Here is a 22903-nt window from a genome sequence, read left to right as displayed (position 1 = left end):
TTACTTATAAAGAAATGTTTCAATTTTATTGTTGACTGTAGATAGTATGTTCGGCCAATAAAAATTTTCTTGATAAAAACTGCTTATAGCAGTAGAATTATTCTTAAGAAACTCTTCATTTTTAGCTAAATTAAGTAATGCTTCCTTCAAGGCATCTACATCGTCAACTGGAAATATACGCCCAAATCGACCGTTATTAGTAACATCATTGGCTGGAAGAATATCAGAGCTAACTATAGTACAGCCAGCAATTCCTGCTTCAAGAAATACAAGAGCGAACCCTTCCCACTTTGATGTTAGCACGAAAATTTTTGATTCATTATATTTAAGCATTAACTCTTTTCTATCAAATATTGGACCTGTAAAATTAATTCTTTCTTTCAAGTCAGGATGCTTGCTAAAAAAACTGGATATAAACGACTGGAATTCCTCATGTATAGGCCCAACGAGCGAGAGATTCCAAGATGGCAAAAGTTTTGCAACTTTTGCAAACGCATTCATTAGTACATCATTGGACTTCTCTGGAGAGCCTATACGCCCAACTGTTAAAAATATATTTTTTTTCGGTAATAAATATTTCGGATTTTTAGGATAGAACCCATTGGGTACATATAGAAGATTTTCAAATTCACGAACTAAAGGATTATAAATTGATGTATTTTCGATACTCAAAATATCTGCGAACCCCATCAGTTTGCGCAATATTTTTCTTTCCTTCATTTTAAAGATATCTTCTTTAGCATCGAGTTTTATATATACAACTTTTTGTCTTTTAAATCTATTCAACAACTTGAAGAATGTGGTAGTAATGCCTGTAAAAAAACTATAATGAAATCCTATTAATATATCAAATCTTCTGGCATGACGTAGTAAGAAGAAGACTGTATCTAAAGTCGCAACTCCAGTTATCTTTGGTATGCGTAACAACTTTAAACCTGGAGTATCGATTTCTAAATTCGGAAAAGGCCCACTACTATAGCAAGCTAATGTAGCATCATAATTATAAAATTTATGCATTATGAACGGTACCATTCCAACATCCTTGGTAAGATGTACATTTTCCGCAAGTGGAAATATCGTTAAGATTTTTCTCATTTCTTTTTTAAAAACAATTTTTTAAGAAACACGGCCTCTTCCATTTTAAACAAAACTAGCGCTACAATTAATGCCATCATACTTCCAAAAGAAACTGAAAGTACTTCTAGGTATACGTTTGTAAGATTTAACATTTTATCTATGCAAAAACACCAGGTAAGAGTCCAGATAAATATCCCGATAGCTTTTAATAAATTCTTACCGATATTATTTTCAGATACAGGAAAATAGTACAACATTATTCCGCCGCAGATTAAATGAGAAAAAAATAATGATAGGGGGAAAATAGATAACCCAAATTGCTTATACCCTATCCAATTTATTACAATATTTAAAATTTGAGCAACCATTCCAAATATGGCATAAATCTTTGATTTACCATACGTCATCAATGCTATCCCGCTAATAACATATACAAAAATAGGTAGAGCACCCCAAGAATAGAATGTGATTAATTTTGCTATCTGGTTACTATTTTCATAAGAAAGAGTCGGATAAACTATGGTAACAAATGCATTCGGCGAAATCGTAAAAACAGTAACCATTAAAATAATCACTAAAAATCCAAGCCTCAACATTTGTATAAATTGAGCTACATATTTTTCTTTCTCATTTTTGCTGTAGTGTAACGCCAAGACTGGAATAAGCATGGTTGTCAGTACGCTTGAGATTACTGTATTAAACGTTTCGGAAAATTTTCGAGCATAATCTATTGAAGAAATTGCCCCCACAAATAATTTACTAGCTAATGATTTTTCAAATAGAGTATTTGCTTGACCGAAAAAATAAGGTAAGAAAAAAGGCAAAGCAAAAATTAAGAAAGGTAAAAATAAAGTATTTGGTTTTTTGCTGAACAAATTGCGAATAATGTTTTTATTAAGCTTTTTAACGTAATACACTACTAAGCCTAAGAGTAAAAAAACACCAACATAATATGCTATAGCCAAAGAATACACACCATAGATAGGAGCAAGTATAACCGTTAGTACTATATTAAAGATGGAAGTTCCAAATGATGCAATTTCTGGAATAAAAAAAATGTCATAAGCATTTAATACACTAATGCCAATTTGGATAAGTTGGTTTATAAGTAATATAGGTGCAACGTAAATGAACATATTGCTCAGTTTGAGCAACTCATTCCCTTTGAAACCAGGAGCGACCGCTTGCGCCAATAAATCACTAAATAAAATTACTATTAATGTTATACCTAAAGAAACGATGCTGGTGAAAAGAAGTAATGAGTTCATTTTTTCTAATGCAACAGCTTCTCCTTCAAGTTCCCTTGTAGTTATATATTTAGCTCTGAAAGTTTCGTTAATAGGCCCCCATATAGCCATATCAACGACAAGAATAGTAGTTAGTGCTAATATCCAAATATCTCTATCCAGAGATACACCAAAATACTTAGCTGCTATGGTAAGGTTTAATATACTTAAAAAAACCTTAAGTATTCGAAGAAAAAACAATAAACTAGCTTTCTTTCTCATTTATTTTGGCAAATGAGAACTTATAACTCTCTTAACAATTAAAATGATAATTGTTAAGAAGCCAAAAGCTATACTTCCTATTAAAAGATAAATAATCTTGCTTTTTTTTGTCTTCAACAACGGATATACTGGGCCATCAATCACCTCGATAAGAGGAGCTTCCTTTAATAAGGACATTTTTGCCATTTCAAGATTCTGTATAAGAGTTCCCAAAATTGCTTTATTTGTTTCTGTTGAAACCTGCGCCTTCTGAATTGGAACAATTCGTTGTACCTGCCTCGTCGGGTTTAAATTTGGGGTCGCATCGGAAATAGCTACAGCGTTATATATAGCTCCATTCATCACCGCTCTGACAGAATCTGTTTTATGTTGCAGAATCGTCACATTAGCAAGTGATTTCTTAATTTTGGTCTGAATATAAAAATCATTTACATTTTTCACCAGCTCTTCGTTAAAGCGTTTTGAAAAAACCTCATCTCCAGATTTGACTTCTACTTGAATTTTGCTTAACAACTTGTTGGGCTTTAAAACATTTAAATGACCTTTACTTATATTTTGTGCAATGGCACCTATCAAGCTATCACAAATTCGTTGTTCTTTCGGATCTATCCATTTTTTTTTGTAATCGGTTACACTAAAGTTGATATCTTTTAATATAGGATCATTTTTCCAACCTTCTCTTAATTTATTAATGTCTATATACATTTCAATTAAAGGCTTTTTTGAAATACCATCAGTAGAACTAAATAATGTTTTCTCGATCATTTTACGAGATTGATATAAATCCAAGATATTATCTCGTTCAAACATGCCACCGCCATTTGGGCTTAAGTCAATTCCCATCATAGAAGCTACTCCAGAGTAAGCGCCTAATCCTCCGCTTTTTTCTCCTGAATCTAGTACGAAGGTGGTTGTGGCCGTATAAACTGGCTTTCTAGTATAGGCGTAGACAAATCCAATAATCCCTCCTAATAATCCTGCAATAATAATCGTCCATTTTTTGCTCCAGAAGTAGCTCCACCACTCAATAACTTTGAGGACAAACTCCCTTAAAGTGAGTTGATCTTTATCTGTCTGGTTATTTTTATCGACTTCGTTTGTCATTTTTCTTTTTTAACAATAATTATGTTACGTAGTTAACTGCTCTTTACGAAGAGGCTTTTTTGTTATTCTTGCGTCTCTATGCGTATAAATTCTATCAATGATATCTACAACTTTTAGACCATCTGACAAAGATACGTGTTGCTCTTCGAAACCATTGATGGATTTTATTACATTATCCACCACCAAATGATGATTAGATGCTGAACCTTTGTAAGCTCCATAGTCATTCATCATCTGATTATCCTTTAATATTGGTCTTTCGGCTCCTTTAATTAGACAGTATTCTAGGCTATTCATGTACTGTCCACCAATTTTGACTGTTCCATTTTGACCAACAACCGTTATACTGCTCTCAAAGTTGCTTTGGTAAATTGATGTAGAGTAATTAATAGAACCCATGCCACCTTTCAAAAAATCAAATGTTACAACTCCACTGTCTTCAAATTCGGTATTATGTTGATGGTTGAAATTAGAGAATCTAGCATTGATATTTTTTACATCTCCAAATATCCAATTCAATACATCAATAAAATGAGAGAATTGTGTGTATAAGGGTCCACCGTCGAGTGCTAAGGTTCCATGCCAGCCACCTTTAGTGTAATAATGTTCGTCTCTGTTCCAAAAGCAATTTAATTGCACCATGAAAATTTCTCCCAACCTGCCATCTGATACAATTTCTTTGAGCCATTTAACGGTTGATGAATAACGATTTTGAACAACAGGAAATGCGAACCTACTATTTTTATTGGCTGCCTCCAGGATTTTTTCTGCATCTGCCTTGTTTAGCGCTATAGGTTTTTCAATTACTACATGCTTACCTTGTTCTAAACATTTTATAGCTTGTGAGGCATGAAAACCATTGGGCGTACAAATATTAACTACATCAACACCGATATCAGATTTTAAAAAATCATCGATACTCGTAAAATGTGGCACCTTAAATTCCGAAGCTCGAAGATTAGTGCTACTGACAATGTCTATAGTGGCTACCAACTCGGCATCTGGATGTCGAGACACAAGCTCTGCATGCCTCTTTCCTATATGCCCGTAACCAAGTATTGCAAATTTTATTTTCATAGGTGTATGATCGATAGATTTTAATCTAATTTACAAATTTGGTTATTTAACAAAATATATTTTTGAGCACTTTCTGTGCACTCTGCTACTTCATTTGATGTAAAATCTAAAAGCTGCCCATATTGGCTAACCCAGCCAACATGTTTTGCTGGATTACCGATAACTAATGAATAAGGTGCAACGTCTTTTGTAACCACGGCACCTGCCCCAATCATTGCAAAATCTCCAATGTTACTTCCACAAACAATGGTAGCATTGGCACCTATAGATGCACCTTTACCTACGTTAGTTTGTAAAAATTGGCTTTTGCGATTAACAAAACTTCTAGGTATTTTAACATTCGTAAATGTTACCGAGGGACCTATAAATACATCATCTGCTATCAAAACGCCTTCAAATACAGACACGTTGTTTTGTATTTTAACGCCGTTTCCCACCACAACTTTCGAAGCCACCATCACATTTTGTCCGATAATACAATATTCACCAATATTTGCATTAGTCATTATATGCGAAAAATGCCAAATTTTTGTCCCTGTTCCGATGATAGCACCCTCATCTACCACAGCTGTTTCATGTGCAAAGTACCTAATTGGCATCGCTTATAAAGGTTTTCAGTTGGTTGATAATATAATGTTGCTGCTGTATATCTAGCGTTGGGAATATTGGCAATGCCAAAATACGCTCACATGCATTTTCTGATAAAGGAAAATCTCCCTCTGTACCTCCGCAAATTGAAAATGCTTTTTGTAGATGGGTCGGTTTAGGATAGTAAATCATCGTCGATATGCCGGCGTTTTTTAGGTATTCCTTCAACGCATCTCTAACCAATTTATTTTCTAAAAGGATACAATATTGATTAAAGCTATGGACAGTTTTGGGCGATTCAAAAGGAAGTTGTACCTTCTCTACATCTTTTAAATGTTCATGATATAAATTTGCGATGTTTCTTCTTGCTTCAATTGCTTCATTTAGCTTATGAAGCTTAACATTTAATATCGCTGCCTGGAGTGTATCCAACCTAGAATTGACACCAATTATTTCGTGTTCGTATTTCTTTATTTGTCCATGGTTGGCAATCATTTTTATCTTGCCTGCTAGGATTGCATCATTTGTAAAAACAGCGCCGCCGTCTCCAAAACAGGACAAGTTTTTAGTAGGAAAAAAAGAAGTACATCCAATATGTCCTAAGGTTCCAAGTTTTTGGTTTCGGTATTCACTTCCTAAAGACTGGGCAGCATCTTCAATGATATATAAATTGTGCTTTTCTGCAACAGTTTTGATTTCGTCCATTTGTGCGGATGCTCCGAATAAATGGGTAACCATAATAGCCCTTGTTTTAGACGTGAGCTTGCCCTCAATCAGTGAGCTATCAATATTGAAGTCATTTTCACAGATATCTACAAATACAGGAACTAATCCCAATAGAGCAACTGCTTCAGCCGCAGCAATAAAATTAAATGCAGGAATTATGATTTCGTCTTCCTTATCTAATTCTAGTGCCATTAAGGCTAAACTCAATGCATCTGTACCATTTGCACAAGGGACAACATGGTTTACGCCTAAATATGATGCTAGGCTGTACGAAAATAACTCCACCTCCCGCCCATTGATAAATGCACCTTTATCCAAAACATTTTGGATAGCCCTATCTATTTCTTCTTTTTGAAGGTGGTATGAGGCTGACGCATCAAAAAATGGAATTTGAATATTAGAGTCTGCCATCTATTATATTTCTATCCAAAAATGCTTTGGTGTCAAATATTACGGCGTTGGCATCTTGTTTTAAGTTGTTATAGTTGATTTGTAGAAATTGCTGGTGTGCTACAGCTAAAATAATAGAATTGTACTGTCCATTTATCTCGGATAGTAATTCTATTCCGTACTCTTCTAAAACCTGCTGTTTATTAGCTAATGGATCAAATACATCTACATCAACTCCAAATTGTATCAATTCACTATAGATATCAACTACTCTAGAATTTCTAATATCTGAGCAGTTTTCTTTAAACGTAACTCCAAGTACTAAAGCCTTAGAATTTTTGACATGATTTCCTTTATTGATGAGTAGTTTTACTACTTTATTGGCCACAAACATCCCCATATTATCGTTAACTTTTCTGCCAGATAAAATTACTTGAGGATGATAGCCTAAAGCCTGTGCTTTATGAGTTAAGTAGTAAGGGTCTACTCCAATACAATGCCCTCCCACTAAACCAGGTTTAAATTTCAGAAAATTCCACTTTGTTGCAGCCGCTTCTATCACGTCATTTGTATCGATGTTCATTCTATCGAAAATAAGTGCGAGTTCATTTACGAAAGAAATATTCACATCTCGCTGTGCGTTTTCAATAGCTTTGCTAGCCTCAGCTACCTTTATAGATGGGGCTTTGTGTGTTCCAGCAGTGATAATGCTTGAGTAGAGCTTGTCTACAAAATCTGCAGTTTCTGCTGTTGACCCAGAAGTTACTTTTTTAATTTTCTTTAGTGTGTTTATTTTATCTCCTGGATTAATCCTTTCTGGAGAATAGCCACAGTAAAAATCTTGGTTGAATACTAAACCAGAATATTTTTCGAGAATAGGTACGCAGTCTTCTTCTGTACAGCCGGGATAAACGGTGGATTCGTAAACCACCAAATCTCCTGGCATTAATACGCTACCTACTGCTTCACTAGCTTTAAATAAAAAGGTTAAATCAGGCTTTTTAAACCTATCAACTGGTGTTGGAACCGTAATGATATATACCCTTGCTTCTTTGATATCAGCAAGCTGGTCAGAAACTGTAAGTTGATCAGTTTTTAAAACGGCATTTAGTTCATTGGTTTCTACTTCATTAGTTGCGTCTAAACCATCTTTTAATTGTAATACTCTAGAAGTATCAATATCAAAACCAACAACTTGGTATTTTTCAGAAAATGCTACCGCCAAGGGCAAGCCTACATATCCTAGGCCAATTACCGCAATTTTTATTTCAGAATTTAAGTCCAAATCTACCTAAACAAACTCACAATTACCACTGCCAATGATGCAATTCCTGTACCAATTCCAACCCATGCTTGTGTATTCATTTTTTCTTTTTCTGCCTTAAAAGGAATTAGAATCTCTGCACCAGGTTTTACTTTAGGATAGTTATTGAAAAACAAAAATTTCTTTGCTGCTTCAGTAGATCCATTCGCATACTTAATGTAAGCTCTTTTTTTCAATGCAGAATTGGTAAATCCTCCTGCTCCATTAACATACTGCTTAAAATTTTTACCAGGTACATATACGATGCTATTTGGATTTAACACCTCTCCGGTCACTTTTACAGTTTGTAATTGCTTAGGCACACGAATAATGTCTCCTTCTTCTAAAATTAAATCTTGTCTAGATAAAGGTTTTTTCAAGATACTTTCTAAATCAATGCCAACTAAATCAGATTGAACTAATTTTTCATCAACTTTAACTGCTGCGTCGTCTTGAACTCTTTCTAAGTTTAAAAACTTCTTTTCTTCTTCTTCTGCATTATTGATAGCATTTTTATCTCCAGGATTAATTTTTTCAGCACCTGGTCTTTTTAATGAAGCTCCTTCTGGATAAGCATAAGTAGAAAGCCCACCTGCTTTTTTAATCAAATCAGAAATTCTATAGTCTTTACTTGTAATCGTGTACATTCCCGGGTACTTTACCTCACCTTCTATTCTTACTTGTTTTTGCACTGAATAACTTTCAGAGTTTCTAATTGTAATAATATCGAATGGTTTAAGCGCAAACTCATTGCCAACAATCCGTAAATTCTCATCAATATTAACTATAAATAATTCGGCTGTTCTAGAAGAGGAATCTGCTTTTGTTATCCTTCGAGAAACTTCTATACGATTTGGTGTAGCTCCTTCTTTGAAACCTCCCGCCATCTGTACTACATCTACCAAAGTTAGGTTTTCTGCAAAGTCAAAAGTTCCAGGAGCCCTAACCTCTCCTTGAATGGTAACCGAATATTCTTCTCTTAAATCAAATAACGAATTAATCGTCACCTTATCTTCCCTAGTTAAAAGAATATCTTTTTCTTCTCCAGAAAGTATTTTTGCAACATCAAAAGAGATAAAGTATTGTGTTTTATCTGGATTCAAACGATTAATATATCCACGATTTAGAAATGCATCTTCAGTAATACCATCTGCCTTTTTGATTAATCCAGAAAGCGTTAAACCTTTATCCAGTTCATATACGCCTGGTCTAAATACAGACCCAATAATTTCTACTCTATTTTCGAAACGTTCTAAAATAGCTTCAACTATAAATTTGTCTCCATTTTTAGGTTGATAAGTAGCATATTGCGCCGAAGACACGTCGCTAATTTTTCTTTCTCTATCCGTATTTTGAAATGACTTTATTTTAGCTGTATAAGCTTCTGAAGTGAAACCTTTTGCGAAATTAATTACATCTTGTAAAGTCTCAGTTCCCTTTACCTCAAAAATAGCAGCCTCTTTTACCTCTCCCGAGATTTCCACTCGCTTGCTGTAAGCAGGAATATTAATTACGTCTTGGTCCTGCAAACGAACGTTTCCTTGTTGCAGTCCTCTCAAAAGAAAATCGTAAACATCCACTACAGCAATCACCTTATTGTTACGGATTACCTGAATATTTCTAAATGTACCGTTGTTAGACGGCCCTCCAGAAACATAGAGAGCTCTATACACATTCGCTAAGGAAGGAATCGTGTAAGTTCCTGCCTTTATTGCTTGACCTGTAACGGTAACTTGAATGCTTCTGATATTACCCAGATTAATGGCGACTGATGTTCTACCAGTTTTCAATGCGGGATAAGTTTTGGCCATTACAGACTTTATTTTAGAGCTGGCTTGTTCGATAGTTAGGCCTCCTACAGAAATTCTGCCAACATACTCCATGCTGATTATGCCTTCTGGACTAACCTGAAGTTCATAACTTCTTTCGTTATCTCCAGTCAAATCTATGATTAGCCTATCATCAGGTCCAACAATGTAAGTCTTTGGTGTTGCTATTCGTAAGTTAGGTTCAAAAGTGATACTTCCATTTCTAAATAAACCAGCTCCAAAAATCTTGGGTTGAATCTCCGCATCATCTTCCTTTTTTGCATTAATTATGGATCCACCTCCAGTAGTTTCTGTATATTCCCTTCCTGCGCCAACCGAATGCTTACCTTCAGCTTGGGTCACCTTACCTTGTTTCTTTAATTTTTCTACTCTAGCCCTAAATTTAGCAATCTCTTCTTGCTTGATTCCTTTAGACATAGCAAACTGTTCTAATTGCGCATCACTAGTTTGCCCCATAGACTCTGCTTGCTTCATTAATTGCGAGATCTGGGCATCAGAAAGCTCATCTACATTAGTGGTCGCACCTATTTGAGCAAAGAGTGAAACTGAAATGGCAATCAGTAGTATTGATAAAAATATTTTTTTCATAAGCCGTAGCTGTATTTTTTGTTTTTTGGCAGATTGTTAAATTATTCGAAATAATTCAAAGTTTTATAATCTCCTTGTTTAAGGTACTCATCTTTCTTCATCAAATTCAAATCTGATTGCATCATGTCCTCAACTAGAGCTTGTAAATCATATTTAGGCTCCCAACCTAACTGAGTTTTTGATTTTGTTGGATCTCCCAACAATAAATCTACTTCTGTTGGTCTAAAGTATTTAGGATCTACCCTAACTACCGTTTCTCCCAATTTGAGTGATTCTACATTCAATCCCAGCTTTAATGCTTTCTCCTGATCTACATCTATAATCACCCCTTTTTCTTGTTCATCTTTACCAGAAAACTCCACAGTAATGCCGAGCTCTGCAAAAGCCATACGTACAAAATCTCTTACCGTAGTGGTCACACCTGTAGCAATAACGTAATCTTCGGCTTTTTCTTGCTGAAGAATTAACCACATTGCTTCGATGTAATCCTTTGCATGTCCCCAATCGCGTTGTGCTGATAGATTCCCTAAGTACAAACAGCTTTGTAAGCCGAGGGCAATTTTAGAAGCCGCTCTGGTGATTTTACGCGTTACAAATGTTTCTCCACGTAATGGACTCTCGTGATTAAACAAAATTCCGTTACAAGCGAACATATCATAAGCTTCACGATAGTTAACTGTAATCCAGTAACCGTAAATTTTAGCAACAGCATATGGCGAACGAGGATAGAACGGAGTGCTTTCGCTTTGAGGAACAGCTTGTACCAATCCATATAACTCTGAAGTTGACGCTTGATAGATTTTTGTTTTCTTGGTTAGTCCGAGAATCCTAATTGCTTCTAATAACCTCAAAGTACCTATGCCATCTGCATTAGCTGTATATTCGGGCATCTCGAAACTCACCCTAACATGACTCATTGCTGCCAAATTATAAATTTCATCTGGCTGAGTTTCTTGAATTATTCTAATTAAGTTGGTTGAATCTGTAAGATCTCCGTAATGTAGCTTAAACTTAATATCTTTCTCGTGTTGGTCTTGATACAAGTGATCGATTCTATCCGTGTTGAAAAGCGAAGACCTTCTTTTTATCCCATGTACAAAATATCCCTTTTTTAACAAAAATTCTGCTAAATAGGCACCATCCTGGCCGGTCACCCCCGTTATAAGTGCAACTTTCATTTAATGTTTTAGTAAGATTAATTGTGCTAACGCACACAACATTTCCTTTTGTAATGAAAAAGTTGTAATTGCGAAACGCTTCAAAAATAGTATTTTTATTGAATTTAAATCATTCTAATTTGCTAAGAAGGCTTAAAGAAGTACGCAAATTGAGAATAATTAAACGAGGTTTTTTTAATCCCAAAATTGTTATGCACAACACCTAGCCGCTTAACTTTAGCTTAACAAGTGATTTAATTTTGAAGGCAAGCACTCATTGATAAATAAATACTTACACTTTTACAGAATAAGATCCTGATATCATTCTTAAAAACTAGAGAGCTCTATTCTTTTAAGGATAATAGAAACACTTGTATGTTATTTGTTATTAAGCGGTAATTTCCGGTACACTTGTAGCCGAGCAAGATAAAAATCTGCTCAGCAATAATAATTACTAAGAGAGGCAAAAAATCTGCTGAGCTATTAATACAATTTGTCTAACACCTGCTTCCAGTTGTCTACACGTTCGTATTCGGTAATGAGCAAGTTATGGGGAGAAGTGAAAAGCAATGGCCTTCCACTGAAACCTTTGAAGTTTTTAATTCTATCATCAATCATTACATCTACGTTAACGATTTTATCCCCACAGAACATGATATGCTTCCAATCGATGAATGGAAAATGATCCGCAAGCCAATCTAATTTATCCTCTAAAGAATTTCTAAACTCCATGGCCGCAGATACGATATACACCTCATGTTTTTCCTGTAATTGTTTTACTGCTTCTATTGCTCCGTCGATCACAGGCAAATCTCTAAAAAAACCTTTTTCGTTGATATACTCGAACCATTTATTGTTTACTTCTTCCGGTACGTTTTCGAAAAGCTCTGTACCTGGTTTAATAATTAGATCTAAAGGAACTTGATGATCTCTGTTGTAAAGTTGTATGAATTTATGGATGGGGTCGGCTAAAACCTCGTCCATATCTATAGCTATTCTCATTTAAATGTGATTGGATTTTTACACCTTTCGGCGCTGACAGACCAAATATCAGTAAAAGAGATTTCACTTTTGTAAGCTTAATCTAATTTTAATGAGGTAGAGATAGCTTTTTTATGAGAACCACATAGACACACAGTTTTAAGGGAGCAGATGTTTTTGTATGTGTAGTTATTTTGATTTTTAAACCATTTGCCAAAATGCACAGCCTTTGTTAGTTAAACCTGATGGCAGCGAAAATCCTTTTTGCAGGTTCCGTCCTTTTGTAAAATGCAGAGGCTTCGACAAGCTCAGCCTGACAATTATTAAAGTCACTGCCAACAAAAAGATTGCAGCGCACAGCAGGACTACAGCTTCCATGAAATGATGTTTTTGATTTTCAAACAATTATAACCAACTATAATTTTTAACCTTTTTGCTAATTACCAACATATTGTTTACTTTTGCAGCCCCGCAACACGGAGTTCCGGGAACTATGTTGAATACATAAACTATAAAAAAGAATGGCAACTAAAATCAGATTGCAAAGATTCGGTAAAAAAGGAAAACCTTTTTACCATGTGGTAGTAGCGGATGCTCGTGCTCCAAGAGACGGAAAATTCATTGAGCGTTTAGGTTCTTACAACCCAAACACTAACCCTGCAACTATCGAATTAAACTTCGATAAAGCTGTAAACTGGGTATTGAATGGTGCTGAACCTACTGACACAGCTCGTGCTATCCTTTCTTACAAAGGTGTTTTATACAAAAAACACTTAGAAGGCGGTATCAGAAAAGGTGCTTTAACGCAAGAACAAGCAGATGCTAAATTTGCTACTTGGTTAGAAACTAAAGCTGGTCAAATCTCTGGTAAAACAGAAGGATTAGCAAACACTAAAGCAGAAGCTCGTAAAGCAGCTTTAGCGGCAGAAGCTAAGAAAAACGAAGACAGAGCAGCAGCTATTGCAGCTAAGAACGCACCAGTTGCGGAAGAGGTTGTTGAAGAAGAAGTAGCTACTGAAGAAGCTCCAGCGGTAGAAGCTGAGGCAGCAACAGAAGCTCCTGCTGAAGAAACTCAAGCAGAAGATAAAGCTGAATAATCAGTTTTACTTTAAAAGAAATAGCGTTTCGGGTAAAATCGGGACGCTATTTTTATTAGCTAATTAGCCGATTTGATAATTAGCTAATCAACAAATCACCACATTTCCAGCATGACAAAAGAAGAATCATTTTACATCGGTTACATCACTAAAACAAAAGGCCTAAAAGGCGAACTTCAACTTTTTTTTGAGTTTGAAGATTACCAAGACTTAGACCTTGATGTGGTTTTTCTAGAAGTAAACGGCAAATTGGTGCCTTTCTTTGTCTCTAGTCATAAACTGTACGACAACAAAACCGGTCTTTTTTATTTTGAGGATGTAGACCATATAGATAAGGCACAACCTCTAGTGAAGAAAAAGGCGTACATGCCTTTGAATAAAAAACCAGAGCGTGATGAAGATGAGTTCTACTATACCGACCTGAAAGGTTTTATTGCTGTAGATGAAACCTTAGGGGAACTGGGCGAAATCATTGAAGTAAATGAATATCCACAGCAATTTGTGGCAACTGTACATTATAAAAATACAGATGTCCTATTTCCTTTGAACGAAGATTTTATTGTGGAAATAGATGATGAAGAAAATATCTTAACCTTAGATTTACCTGAGGGATTGCTAGACATCTATCTAAATCCTTAATTCCATCGCAAACAAAAGCGAATCATTTCAGTTTTTATAGTCATGAAATGGTTTAATGTTTTTTGCTTTAGTATTTTAACTGTGTTGCTGTTGAGCTGCAATAATACCGATAAGCCAGCAGACTCAACATCGTCAAAAGATACTGTGGTAATTCATAAACCAAAGGATACCGCTACTGTTGACGAGGGAACACTGATCACCATTGCAACAGAAATCCTCACTGCACTTAAAGCCAAGGACTATAAAGCTTTTGCAGCTTATTTTCATCCAACAGATAGCGTACTATTTTCGCCTTACGCATTTATAGACACGAAATCTGCTAAAAAATTAACTAAAGCTACTTTTACCAAGCTGATAGAGGAACGAGGTTCGGTAAATTGGGGCAACTACGATGGATCAGGCGAAACCATCAGATTAACTGCACAAAAATACCTAGAGAAGTTTGTGTACAATGCAGATTACCTACATGCCGAAAAAACTGCTTACAACCGAATCATCGGCAAGGGGAATTCAATAAACAACCTTAGCGAAATCTATCCAAAACACCCATTTCTAGAATATTACTTTAGCGGGTTTGACAAAAAATACGAGGGTATGGATTGGACCAGCCTTCGATTAGTATTTAAAGAACATCAGGGCAATCATTACCTCGTAGCTGTAATTCACGACCAGTGGACAACCTAGTGCGAAACAATAACTGGCAATGAAACCATTTTCTTTTCAGCATTTATAAATTGTACAAAATACATTCCTTGGGCAAGCGTACTAACTGGAATTTGACAAGAAGAAACTCCCGACACTACTTGTTCATACACACTACTACCTAACACGCTAACCATTTTCACCTTTACTGAACCCGTTGCAGTGTAGCCAAAATCTACCGTAAACGCTTTGATAGCTGGATTAGGATAAAGTTTTGCCAATTGGCTACTCAATACACGCACTGCTTTTTCTTCAAAAAAATCTACATCTCCGTTTTCATCCACGGTTTTAAGTCGGTAATAATTATTGCCTACAATTGGAGAAGAATGTTTTGCGATGTAGTTAAGCTGCCCTTGCACTGGAGATAAATCAGCCACTGCTTTAAAATCAGAAAAATCTGTACGCCATTCTACCTCATATCGTTTTACATTTTCTTGCTTTGCTACATTCCACTTCAACTCTACTTGCTGGTTACGGTAGGCCGCATCAAATGAAACTAGTGTAATTGGCAACACATCAAAATAACTGTAATTAAAAGCTACAGCATTGGGGCCAACATTACTTTCATCTAGCGCACTAACCTGCACCATATTGTTCCTATCGTACTCATCAGCACCAATATCAGCCAATCCAACCCTACTTTGTTTTTCGTAGTCTGTGGCTGCATAGCTAAAATTACCTGTTGAGGCATTAATAGCTGGACTTGATGCACTTAAACGCAATACCTCATAAGCTTTTTGCTGCTCACAACCCGAACCATTACAGACTGGCTGCTCAAGCAAAGGGTCAATATTTTGGATTTGTGTATTAGCAGCAGAAATACCTATAGTTGACGTACCTGTAGGATACATGATATTATTGCTAAAATTAACGCCTGCTAAAGATTCAGCACTGTAAGATTTTATGATTTGTGTTGCATTTTCCTTCACAATATTATTTGCAATCAAACAGTTGATAGGTGCCTTATCATACTTATAGCCTATTTCAATATTCGATTTATTGTTGACAAAGGTATTGAACACGACTTCTAAGTTTTCGGGCACATAGTGTTTAGCCAAATCTGTTGGATTAGCCACATTGTAGGCATCACCATTGGTAATCGTAATAGCTGCATCAAAGATACTTCCCGTTAATCCAGAAAAATAGTTGTTAAATATTTTGTGCCCCTTACCATAAACCCTTACTCCGCCTGCACCAATTGTACTAGAATTTCCGTTTTCATTGGTATAGATAGCGGTTTTTCCTTCTCCAAAAAAGTAGTTGCCTTCTACAATGCTGTTGTTTCCCTGACGCAAACAAACCGTACCCAAGCATCTTCTAAAAGTATTATACCTCACTGTGTTTGCAAAAGATTTTACGGAAACTATTTCTGGATCTCCATCACAGTCTTCGAAAAGATTATATTCTACTACAGTATAACCATTACTTTGCGAAAGTGTACTTACGCCAATCCTAATGGTCTCTTTTTCATTTTCTTCTCTCGGTCCGTTGTTTCTGAATACATTGTAGGCGATTGTGTCATACTGTGTTTGCTGGTTAATATTCCCATCTAGCAGTATAAATTTACCAGATTTAGTTTTCCCTTCAAACAAGTTATAGTCAACTCTATTATGTCCCGATTTTAAAGGTGCTGTGCTTCCAAAAGTATCGCCAATGTACAACCAGTTGCAAGAGTTGATGTTTGTTTCATCTAACTTAAAGCTGTTTCTCGTAATTCGAACTCGACTACAATTCAACATCTTGATACCCGTTCCCACATTTGCACTTCTGAATGAAAAACCTTGTAAAGTCACATATTGCAAACCATCTAAAACTAATGCAGTAGCGCCATTTAAAATTGCTTGACCTTGATTTTTAGCTTTAATCACTATCGGTCTATTGGGGCAAGCAGAACGATTGACAGTTAAACTGCTTAGATCATAACTTCCATCTTCAACTGAAATTATGTCTCCAGGATTCATTGCTGCCAGAGCTGCCTTAAATTCAGTAACCGTAGTCACATTTCTAGTAATTCCAGGTGTTGTATTGATGGCAATCTCCGCTCCAATAGACATATCTCCGCTAACGGCAAAGGTTTTTGACACTTGTGTGCCGCTTAAATTTCCAGTCCAGCCATTGAATTGGTAGCAAGACGCTACGTTAACAGTAGCCGTAACGGTAGTTTCACTTAAATATTTACCATTGGTAGGCGCCGGCGACAAAGTAATCGTCGCATTTGCAGGTTGAGTAACTGCTACCGTGTATTCTGCTGGCGGCGCAGTGTTATCTACCGTAACATTGGCCCCAACAACCATATTATTGGTGATATTGAAAGTTTTTGTCAACTCCGTCCCAGACAGATCGCCAGTCCAACCATTGTTTAGATAACCTTGTGGCAAGGTTAATGTTGCCGTAACTTGGTCATTCACTTGATAACTCGCTTGCGCAGGATTTAAGCTGATGCTTCCGTAACTTGGCTGTTCTACGTTGATAATTCTTGCCGTAGGCGATGCTAAAAATGAAATATCTGGAATAGGATTTTTGCCTATATAAAGGTCATCTACTGTAAAATTAGAACTAGCTACCTGCGTGTCTGAAGTGTGATTAATTCGCAACGAATGAAATTCTTTAATCGTAGCTGCCCTACCCATACTTGCAGTTGGCGTATAAGCTTCTCGTAAAGAAAACTCCGCAGGATTTAGTACACCATTGATTGCAACTTTAAATTTTCCCAATACAAGATCTGTCTTAATTGACAACCGAAACCAGTCATCCTGAATCCATGTTCCAAGCTCTGTATCCGTACTGGAGCTACCTGTAGAAACCTTTATTTTTTTATCTACCGTAAGCTCAATAGCATAAATACGTTTTGCATTACTTGCATACTGATCATACGCAATAATCTGAATTCCCTTGGTTGCAAAAGACACAGGATTGACCCACATATCTGTATAAAAAACATCCCTAATTCCAGTTACAGAACCACCATAGGCATTATAATTTACTAGTAAAGCTGATGATGCATTGTTAAAACTTAAACCATTAGTGCCAGTTTTGGCTTTTGTAGCACTTATAGCGGCATTCCCAACTACCGTCCATGAGTTTTGAGAATTAATACTACCTGCAGTATATATTGGACTTTCGAATGATGTTTTTATTGCAGTTTGTGCCCAAGAAGACAATTGCGTTAACAGCAGTCCCGCTACAAAGTAACTGATTAGTTTCATGAAGTTTATATTTGGTGTACCAATTTTTGGTTAACCAAATATAAATGAGTTTATTTCAAAAACAAATTATTATGAATTAAAAAAATCTCATGACAACTCGATAGATTTTAAACTGCCATTAAAGCCTTATATTTGTAGCATGCGTTTTGACATCATCTCCGTACTACCTGATTTACTGACCAGCCCTTTTGCTCATTCTATTTTGCAGCGTGCACAAAAAAAAGGCATTGCTGAAATTGTGGTGCATAATTTAAGGGACTATGCCACCAACAAGCAAAAAAGTGTTGATGATTATCCTTATGGAGGTGGCAGCGGTATGGTAATGAGCATTCCGCCATTTGCGGCCTGCATAGAAAAACTACAGGAAGAGCGAAGCTACAATGAGATTATTTTCATGAGTCCTGATGGGGAAACATTGAATCAAACTATTGCCAACGAACTTTCTATTAAAGGAAATATCATCATTTTATGTGGGCACTACAAAGGTATAGACCAACGTATCCGTGATATTTATGTAACACGAGAAATTTCTATTGGCGATTATGTACTTTCTGGTGGAGAATTACCAGCTGCAGTATTGGTAGACGCCATCATTCGATTGATACCTGGGGTTTTAAACGACGAAACTTCTGCTTTATCAGACAGTTTTCAAGGTGAATTGTTAGATGCACCTGTTTACACCAGACCTGCAGATTGGCGTGGGCATAAAATACCCGACATTCTGTTGAGTGGGCACGAAGCAAAAATTAACGAATGGCGCCACGAAGAGGCCTTAAAACGTACGCAAGAACGCCGTCCCGATTTATTAAAATAATAAGATAATTGGTTGATTTGATAATTAGCTAATAGGCAAAATATTAAATCATCAAATATTTTTAAAATTCGCTTTTATTTTTAAAAAATATTCCCTAATATTGCAGTCCGATTTTAAACGTTACAAAAATCGGCTTAATAGCTTAAAATCATGGATTTAGTAAAATTTGTAGAAGAACAGGTAAGCACTCAAAAAGAATTTCCTTCTTTCAAATCTGGAGATACTGTAAGTGTTCATTATAAAATTCGCGAGGGTAATAAAGAACGTGTTCAGATTTACCAAGGTGTTGTTATTCAACGCAACAGCGCTGGCGCTAACGAAACTTTCACTGTTCGTAAAATCAGTAATGGTGTTGGTGTAGAGCGTATCTTCCCTATCGGTTCTCCAAATATCGAGAAAGTAGAAGTTAACAGCTATGGTAAAGTACGTAGAGCTAAATTGTTCTATTTACGTAGCTTAACTGGTAAAGCAGCTCGTATCAAATCTTTAAGAAAGTAATTTTCTTTCTATAGAAAAATATAACCCCGACTAACCGTCGGGGTTTTTTTGTTTATATCTTTGCGCAACCAAATAGAATCTGATGATGAATAGCCAGAGTTCATCTTAAAATACTCATGGCAACTCATTATTTATAAAAATGAATCCCCAATGAAAGAACTTTTAAAAAAGTACGAAGAAAAACAACCCGAGATCGTTTTTGAATGGAAAGACAAAGAATCTGACGCCGAAGGATGGGTAGTGATCAATTCTTTACGTGGCGGTGCTGCCGGAGGCGGGACTAGAATGCGTAAAGGATTAGACAAACACGAAGTAGAGTCACTTGCCAAAACTATGGAAGTGAAGTTTACGGTTTCTGGCCCTCCTATTGGTGGTGCAAAATCGGGAATCAACTTTGACCCTGCCGACCCCCGTAAAAAAGAAGTACTAGAGCGTTGGTACAAAGCAGTAATGCCTTTGCTTAAAAACTACTACGGTACCGGTGGCGATTTAAATATCGACGAAATTCACGAAGTGATTCCAATTACCGAAGGTTACGGCTTATGGCACCCACAAGAAGGTGTAATTAGCGGTCACTACCAAGCCAGAGAAAACGAACGCATTCACCAAATTGGCCAATTGCGCTATGGTGTTTCAAAGGTTTTGGAAGACTTAACCTATACACCAGACATCAAAAGAAAATATAAAGTAGCTGATATGATTACTGGCTACGGTGTATCTGAATCAATTAGACACTTCTACGAAATTTGGGGTGGCAACATCAAAGGAAAAAGAGCCATTATACAAGGCTGGGGCAATGTGGCTGCAGCGGCAGGATATTATTTAGCTCAGCAAGGCGTTAAGGTGGTTGGTATCATCGACCGTGTTGGCGGGCTAATCAATCCAGAAGGTTTTAGCGAGGAGGAAGTGGCTGCCTTATTCAACAACCGTGTAAACAACACTTTGGTTGCAAACAACTTGCTTTCCTTTGAAGAAGCCAACGAGAAAATTTGGAGTATGGGTGCAGAGATTTTTGTACCAGCTGCCGCTTCTAGATTGGTAAAACAAGCCGAAGTAGACCAAATGATTGCCAATGGCATGGAAGTAATTGCTTGTGGTGCCAATGTGCCTTTTGCAGATAAAGAAATCTTCTTTGGTAGCATTATGGAACACGCCGACAATCATTTAGCGGTAATCCCTGATTTTATCGCTAACTGCGGTATGGCCAGAGTATTTGCTTATCTAATGCAGCGCAATGTTGAAATGAGCGACGACGCTATTTTTACCGATGCATCAACGATTATTGGTAACGCATTAAAAGCCGTGTATCAAACATCAAATAAGAAGACAAATTTATCGAGTACTGCTTTTGAAATTGCATTAAAGCAATTAGTATAATCTATGGACATTAACTTTTTCGAACAAATTTTCTGGGGAAATACCTTGAAACAATATGCCATTTTGGGCGCCATTATTGTAATTGGCCTTTTATTCAAAAGAATTGTTTCTCGCTTACTGAGTAAACTTATTTTCAAGTTATTCAAGAACTTTGCCGACCAAGTTAACTCAGAAACTTTTATTGCGCTACTTTTAAAGCCAATAGAATTTTTCATCAGCATTTTTACGCTTTATATTGCCATTAAGCAATTGAAGCACCCGCTAGATGTTACATTTTTCAATTACAAAAAAACAATAGATAAGGTTAAAATAAATGAAGCTTTTACTATTGGGGAATTGGTAGATAAGGTTTTTCTTTTCTTAATTCTGTTGTCCATTTTCTGGATTGTATTAAGGATTATCGACTTTGTTACTCATGTTTTACTGGTTAGAGCAGCCAAAACGAAAAATAAAGCCGATGACCAATTAGTGCCTTTCATTAAAGAGCTATTAAAGTTTCTAGTTTCTTTTATAGGCTTTTTTGTATTGCTGGGCTACGTGTTCGAAGTAAATGCGGTTAGTTTAATTACAGGTTTGGGTATTGGCGGTATTGCCATAGCTATGGCTGCTAAAGATAGTTTGGAAAACCTTTTAGGCTCTTTCCTGATCTTTATGGACAAACCTTTTACCGTAGGCGATGTAGTAAAAGTAGATGGTATTGAAGGCACCATAGAACGTGTAGGTTTTAGAAGTACGGTTTTGCGCAGTGCGGATAAAACTACTTATGTGATACCTAACCGCTCTATGATTGACGGTGTATTGGAAAACTTGACGATGAGAAATGCTCGCCGTGTAAAGTTTGATATTGGCTTAACTTACGAAACCAGCAATGAGGTACTTAAAAAGATTATTGCCGAAATTGGTGAGTTTTTAAAAGAGAATGCAAGTACTACAGATGCGGTGGTAGCTCTCGATTCCTTCGGAGATTCTGCCTTGAATATTCAAATCATTTATTTGGTACCGATGAACAAAGAGTTTGATTTGGCTAAAGTTAAAGAAGCGGTAAATTTCAAGGTAATTGAGATTGTGCAGGCTAACGGTTCTGAGTTTGCCTATCCAACGCAACGAAGCGTCGGGGAAAGTACTCATAAAGAAGAAAAATAAGTACGCTTTAAAATAATTTGAAAAGCAATTACATTAGCCCGATTAATATTTAGTCGGGCTTTTGCTGCAATTCCCGATGAAAAATCGGGATATTTACGCGTCAATCCCATTTTATTTAACCCACAGTAATCATTCTATCTTAAACAATCTAGACTTGCCATCTCTCCCCGTCATTCCCGCGTAGGCGGGAATCGTAAAGCGATCGCATTAAGATACCCAATCGTGTTGGGTATGACGACCAACAACAAACCTGTAACACAAAAAAGCCTTAAAAGTTCGACACTTGCAAGGCTTTAATTTATGCTTTGAGCTTTTAAAGCTTGGGCTTTATACTTTTAACTGACTAAGCTAGTTCGCCTAAAACAGTAATCCCACCTTTAACCACTTGGTTCAATTCTAAGTTCACTTTAGTTCCTAAAGGCAAATAAATATCTACCCTAGAACCAAATTTGATAAAGCCGAATTGCTCGTTTTGCGTTACTTGGTCGCCTTCTTTCACATACCATACAATACGGCGTGCCAAAGCGCCAGCAATTTGGCGGAACAATAAAGGCGCACCATTTTTATGTTCAACTACTACGGTAGTACGTTCGTTCTCCGTGCTCGATTTTGGGTTCCAAGCAGCTAAATATTTTCCTGGGTGATATTTAAAAAACTTAACAACTCCTGAAATTGGGTTACGGTTAATGTGCACATTTACAGGTGACATGAAGATAGAAACCTGTAAACGTCTATCTTTAAAGTACTCTCCTTCTTCAGTTTCTTCTATTACTACAACTTTACCATCAGCAGGGCAAATGATCAAATTATCGCCGTTGGTAAACGTACGTTTTGGGTTTCTGAAAAACTGTAATACCGTAATAAATAATGCGAAAGACAAGATATAAACAAACCATCTCAATATAAACACATCCGCAAACCTGTATTCTACTACAGCATTGATAATGAATATGAAAAGTACTGTTAGGGCGATAGAGGTATATCCTTCTTTATGTATGGTCATTTGATTTTTAAATTATGATTTTAAAGCTGATTTTTATTACTCTGCAAAACTCGTAAAATTATATGAAAAACAAATATTTATTACTAAAACAAATAA

Annotated in this window: 19 protein-coding genes; 7 read left to right on the top strand and 12 right to left on the bottom strand. The window is 36.3% G+C overall.

The features are described 5' to 3' along the window. The 10 genes from CRO54_RS19775 to CRO54_RS19730 form a co-directional block, all read right to left on the bottom strand. Complete coding sequence (locus tag CRO54_RS19775; protein WP_097133845.1) at nucleotides 1-1095, bottom strand: glycosyltransferase family 4 protein; 1095 nt, start codon at nucleotides 1093-1095, stop codon at nucleotides 1-3. Further along, entirely contained in the window at nucleotides 1092-2585 is a 1494-nt protein-coding gene (locus tag CRO54_RS19770; RefSeq protein WP_097133844.1) for a lipid II flippase MurJ, read from the bottom strand. The genes CRO54_RS19775 and CRO54_RS19770 overlap by 4 nt, the downstream gene beginning before the upstream one ends. After that, the gene (locus tag CRO54_RS19765) at nucleotides 2586-3689 is read right to left on the bottom strand and encodes a Wzz/FepE/Etk N-terminal domain-containing protein (protein WP_097133843.1); all 1104 of its coding nucleotides are present in this window, start codon (nucleotides 3687-3689) and stop codon (nucleotides 2586-2588) included. A gap of 24 nt (nucleotides 3690-3713) precedes the next feature. Then, the gene (locus tag CRO54_RS19760; RefSeq protein WP_097133842.1) at nucleotides 3714-4766 is read right to left on the bottom strand and encodes a Gfo/Idh/MocA family protein; all 1053 of its coding nucleotides are present in this window, start codon (nucleotides 4764-4766) and stop codon (nucleotides 3714-3716) included. 20 nt (nucleotides 4767-4786) lie between these two features. Next, on the bottom strand, nucleotides 4787-5365 hold the full coding sequence (locus tag CRO54_RS21630) for an acyltransferase (protein ID WP_097133841.1): 579 nt from the start codon (nucleotides 5363-5365) through the stop codon (nucleotides 4787-4789). Next, entirely contained in the window at nucleotides 5355-6491 is a 1137-nt protein-coding gene (locus CRO54_RS19750) for a DegT/DnrJ/EryC1/StrS family aminotransferase (RefSeq protein WP_097133840.1), read from the bottom strand. The genes CRO54_RS21630 and CRO54_RS19750 overlap by 11 nt, the downstream gene beginning before the upstream one ends. After that, a complete protein-coding gene (locus CRO54_RS19745; protein WP_097133839.1) occupies nucleotides 6478-7755 on the bottom strand; it encodes a nucleotide sugar dehydrogenase in 1278 nt (425 codons plus the stop codon). Before CRO54_RS19745 ends, CRO54_RS19750 begins: the two co-directional genes overlap by 14 nt. 2 nt (nucleotides 7756-7757) lie before the next feature. Then, nucleotides 7758-10190 (bottom strand): SLBB domain-containing protein, encoded by a 2433-nt coding sequence (locus CRO54_RS19740; RefSeq protein ID WP_097133838.1) that lies wholly within the window; start codon nucleotides 10188-10190, stop codon nucleotides 7758-7760. A gap of 41 nt (nucleotides 10191-10231) precedes the next feature. Continuing rightward, on the bottom strand, nucleotides 10232-11368 hold the full coding sequence (gene gmd, locus CRO54_RS19735; RefSeq protein ID WP_097133837.1) for a GDP-mannose 4,6-dehydratase: 1137 nt from the start codon (nucleotides 11366-11368) through the stop codon (nucleotides 10232-10234). Nucleotides 11369-11830: 462 nt separating this feature from the next. Beyond that, on the bottom strand, nucleotides 11831-12349 hold the full coding sequence (locus CRO54_RS19730; RefSeq protein ID WP_240775175.1) for a 5' nucleotidase, NT5C type: 519 nt from the start codon (nucleotides 12347-12349) through the stop codon (nucleotides 11831-11833). Nucleotides 12350-12849: 500 nt separating this feature from the next. Between CRO54_RS19730 and CRO54_RS19725 the strand changes: the two genes are divergently transcribed. The 3 genes from CRO54_RS19725 to CRO54_RS19715 all read left to right on the top strand — a co-directional run bounded on the left by CRO54_RS19725 (nucleotide 12850) and on the right by CRO54_RS19715 (nucleotide 14748). Next, on the top strand, nucleotides 12850-13425 hold the full coding sequence (locus CRO54_RS19725; protein ID WP_097133835.1) for a 30S ribosomal protein S16: 576 nt from the start codon (nucleotides 12850-12852) through the stop codon (nucleotides 13423-13425). A gap of 111 nt (nucleotides 13426-13536) precedes the next feature. Continuing rightward, the gene (gene rimM, locus CRO54_RS19720) at nucleotides 13537-14064 is read left to right on the top strand and encodes a ribosome maturation factor RimM (RefSeq protein ID WP_097133834.1); all 528 of its coding nucleotides are present in this window, start codon (nucleotides 13537-13539) and stop codon (nucleotides 14062-14064) included. Nucleotides 14065-14154: 90 nt separating this feature from the next. After that, nucleotides 14155-14748, top strand: a complete 594-nt coding sequence (locus tag CRO54_RS19715; protein WP_138765874.1) for a hypothetical protein — start codon at nucleotides 14155-14157, stop codon at nucleotides 14746-14748. Here CRO54_RS19715 and CRO54_RS19710 read toward each other — a convergent pair. After that, the gene (locus CRO54_RS19710; protein ID WP_097133832.1) at nucleotides 14745-17972 is read right to left on the bottom strand and encodes a chondroitinase-B domain-containing protein; all 3228 of its coding nucleotides are present in this window, start codon (nucleotides 17970-17972) and stop codon (nucleotides 14745-14747) included. The genes CRO54_RS19715 and CRO54_RS19710 overlap by 4 nt on opposite strands. 139 nt (nucleotides 17973-18111) lie before the next feature. Between CRO54_RS19710 and trmD the strand changes: the two genes are divergently transcribed. From trmD to CRO54_RS19690, 4 genes are all read left to right on the top strand, one after another. Then, nucleotides 18112-18786, top strand: coding sequence for a tRNA (guanosine(37)-N1)-methyltransferase TrmD (gene trmD, locus CRO54_RS19705; protein WP_097133831.1), 675 nt, complete (start codon nucleotides 18112-18114; stop codon nucleotides 18784-18786). 150 nt (nucleotides 18787-18936) lie between these two features. After that, nucleotides 18937-19284, top strand: coding sequence for a 50S ribosomal protein L19 (gene rplS, locus CRO54_RS19700; RefSeq protein ID WP_097133830.1), 348 nt, complete (start codon nucleotides 18937-18939; stop codon nucleotides 19282-19284). 150 nt (nucleotides 19285-19434) lie between these two features. Next, nucleotides 19435-20661, top strand: coding sequence for a Glu/Leu/Phe/Val dehydrogenase dimerization domain-containing protein (locus tag CRO54_RS19695; protein ID WP_097133829.1), 1227 nt, complete (start codon nucleotides 19435-19437; stop codon nucleotides 20659-20661). A gap of 3 nt (nucleotides 20662-20664) precedes the next feature. Further along, entirely contained in the window at nucleotides 20665-21804 is a 1140-nt protein-coding gene (locus tag CRO54_RS19690) for a mechanosensitive ion channel family protein (RefSeq protein ID WP_097133828.1), read from the top strand. Nucleotides 21805-22147: 343 nt separating this feature from the next. Here CRO54_RS19690 and CRO54_RS19685 read toward each other — a convergent pair whose 3' ends face one another. After that, nucleotides 22148-22807, bottom strand: coding sequence for a phosphatidylserine decarboxylase family protein (locus tag CRO54_RS19685; protein WP_097133827.1), 660 nt, complete (start codon nucleotides 22805-22807; stop codon nucleotides 22148-22150). Between the last annotated feature and the right edge of the window lie 96 nt (nucleotides 22808-22903).

It is taken from the genome of Pedobacter xixiisoli (genome assembly GCF_900215335.1).
Lineage (GTDB): Bacteria > Bacteroidota > Bacteroidia > Sphingobacteriales > Sphingobacteriaceae > Pedobacter > Pedobacter xixiisoli.
Note: the sequence above shows the minus strand (reverse complement) of the source record. Positions and strands in the feature narration are given on the sequence as shown.

Coding starts and splice junctions, on each gene's coding strand:
- CRO54_RS19775 (WP_097133845.1), bottom strand. CDS start 1,095: ATGAGAAAAATCTTAACGATATTTCCACTTGCGGAAAATGTACATCTT.
- CRO54_RS19770 (WP_097133844.1), bottom strand. CDS start 2,585: ATGAGAAAGAAAGCTAGTTTATTGTTTTTTCTTCGAATACTTAAGGTT.
- CRO54_RS19765 (WP_097133843.1), bottom strand. CDS start 3,689: ATGACAAACGAAGTCGATAAAAATAACCAGACAGATAAAGATCAACTC.
- CRO54_RS19760 (WP_097133842.1), bottom strand. CDS start 4,766: ATGAAAATAAAATTTGCAATACTTGGTTACGGGCATATAGGAAAGAGG.
- CRO54_RS21630 (WP_097133841.1), bottom strand. CDS start 5,365: ATGCCAATTAGGTACTTTGCACATGAAACAGCTGTGGTAGATGAGGGT.
- CRO54_RS19750 (WP_097133840.1), bottom strand. CDS start 6,491: ATGGCAGACTCTAATATTCAAATTCCATTTTTTGATGCGTCAGCCTCA.
- CRO54_RS19740 (WP_097133838.1), bottom strand. CDS start 10,190: ATGAAAAAAATATTTTTATCAATACTACTGATTGCCATTTCAGTTTCA.
- gmd (WP_097133837.1), bottom strand. CDS start 11,368: ATGAAAGTTGCACTTATAACGGGGGTGACCGGCCAGGATGGTGCCTAT.
- CRO54_RS19730 (WP_240775175.1), bottom strand. CDS start 12,349: ATGAGAATAGCTATAGATATGGACGAGGTTTTAGCCGACCCCATCCAT.
- CRO54_RS19725 (WP_097133835.1), top strand. CDS start 12,850: ATGGCAACTAAAATCAGATTGCAAAGATTCGGTAAAAAAGGAAAACCT.
- rimM (WP_097133834.1), top strand. CDS start 13,537: ATGACAAAAGAAGAATCATTTTACATCGGTTACATCACTAAAACAAAA.
- CRO54_RS19710 (WP_097133832.1), bottom strand. CDS start 17,972: ATGAAACTAATCAGTTACTTTGTAGCGGGACTGCTGTTAACGCAATTG.
- trmD (WP_097133831.1), top strand. CDS start 18,112: ATGCGTTTTGACATCATCTCCGTACTACCTGATTTACTGACCAGCCCT.
- rplS (WP_097133830.1), top strand. CDS start 18,937: ATGGATTTAGTAAAATTTGTAGAAGAACAGGTAAGCACTCAAAAAGAA.
- CRO54_RS19695 (WP_097133829.1), top strand. CDS start 19,435: ATGAAAGAACTTTTAAAAAAGTACGAAGAAAAACAACCCGAGATCGTT.
- CRO54_RS19690 (WP_097133828.1), top strand. CDS start 20,665: ATGGACATTAACTTTTTCGAACAAATTTTCTGGGGAAATACCTTGAAA.
- CRO54_RS19685 (WP_097133827.1), bottom strand. CDS start 22,807: ATGACCATACATAAAGAAGGATATACCTCTATCGCCCTAACAGTACTT.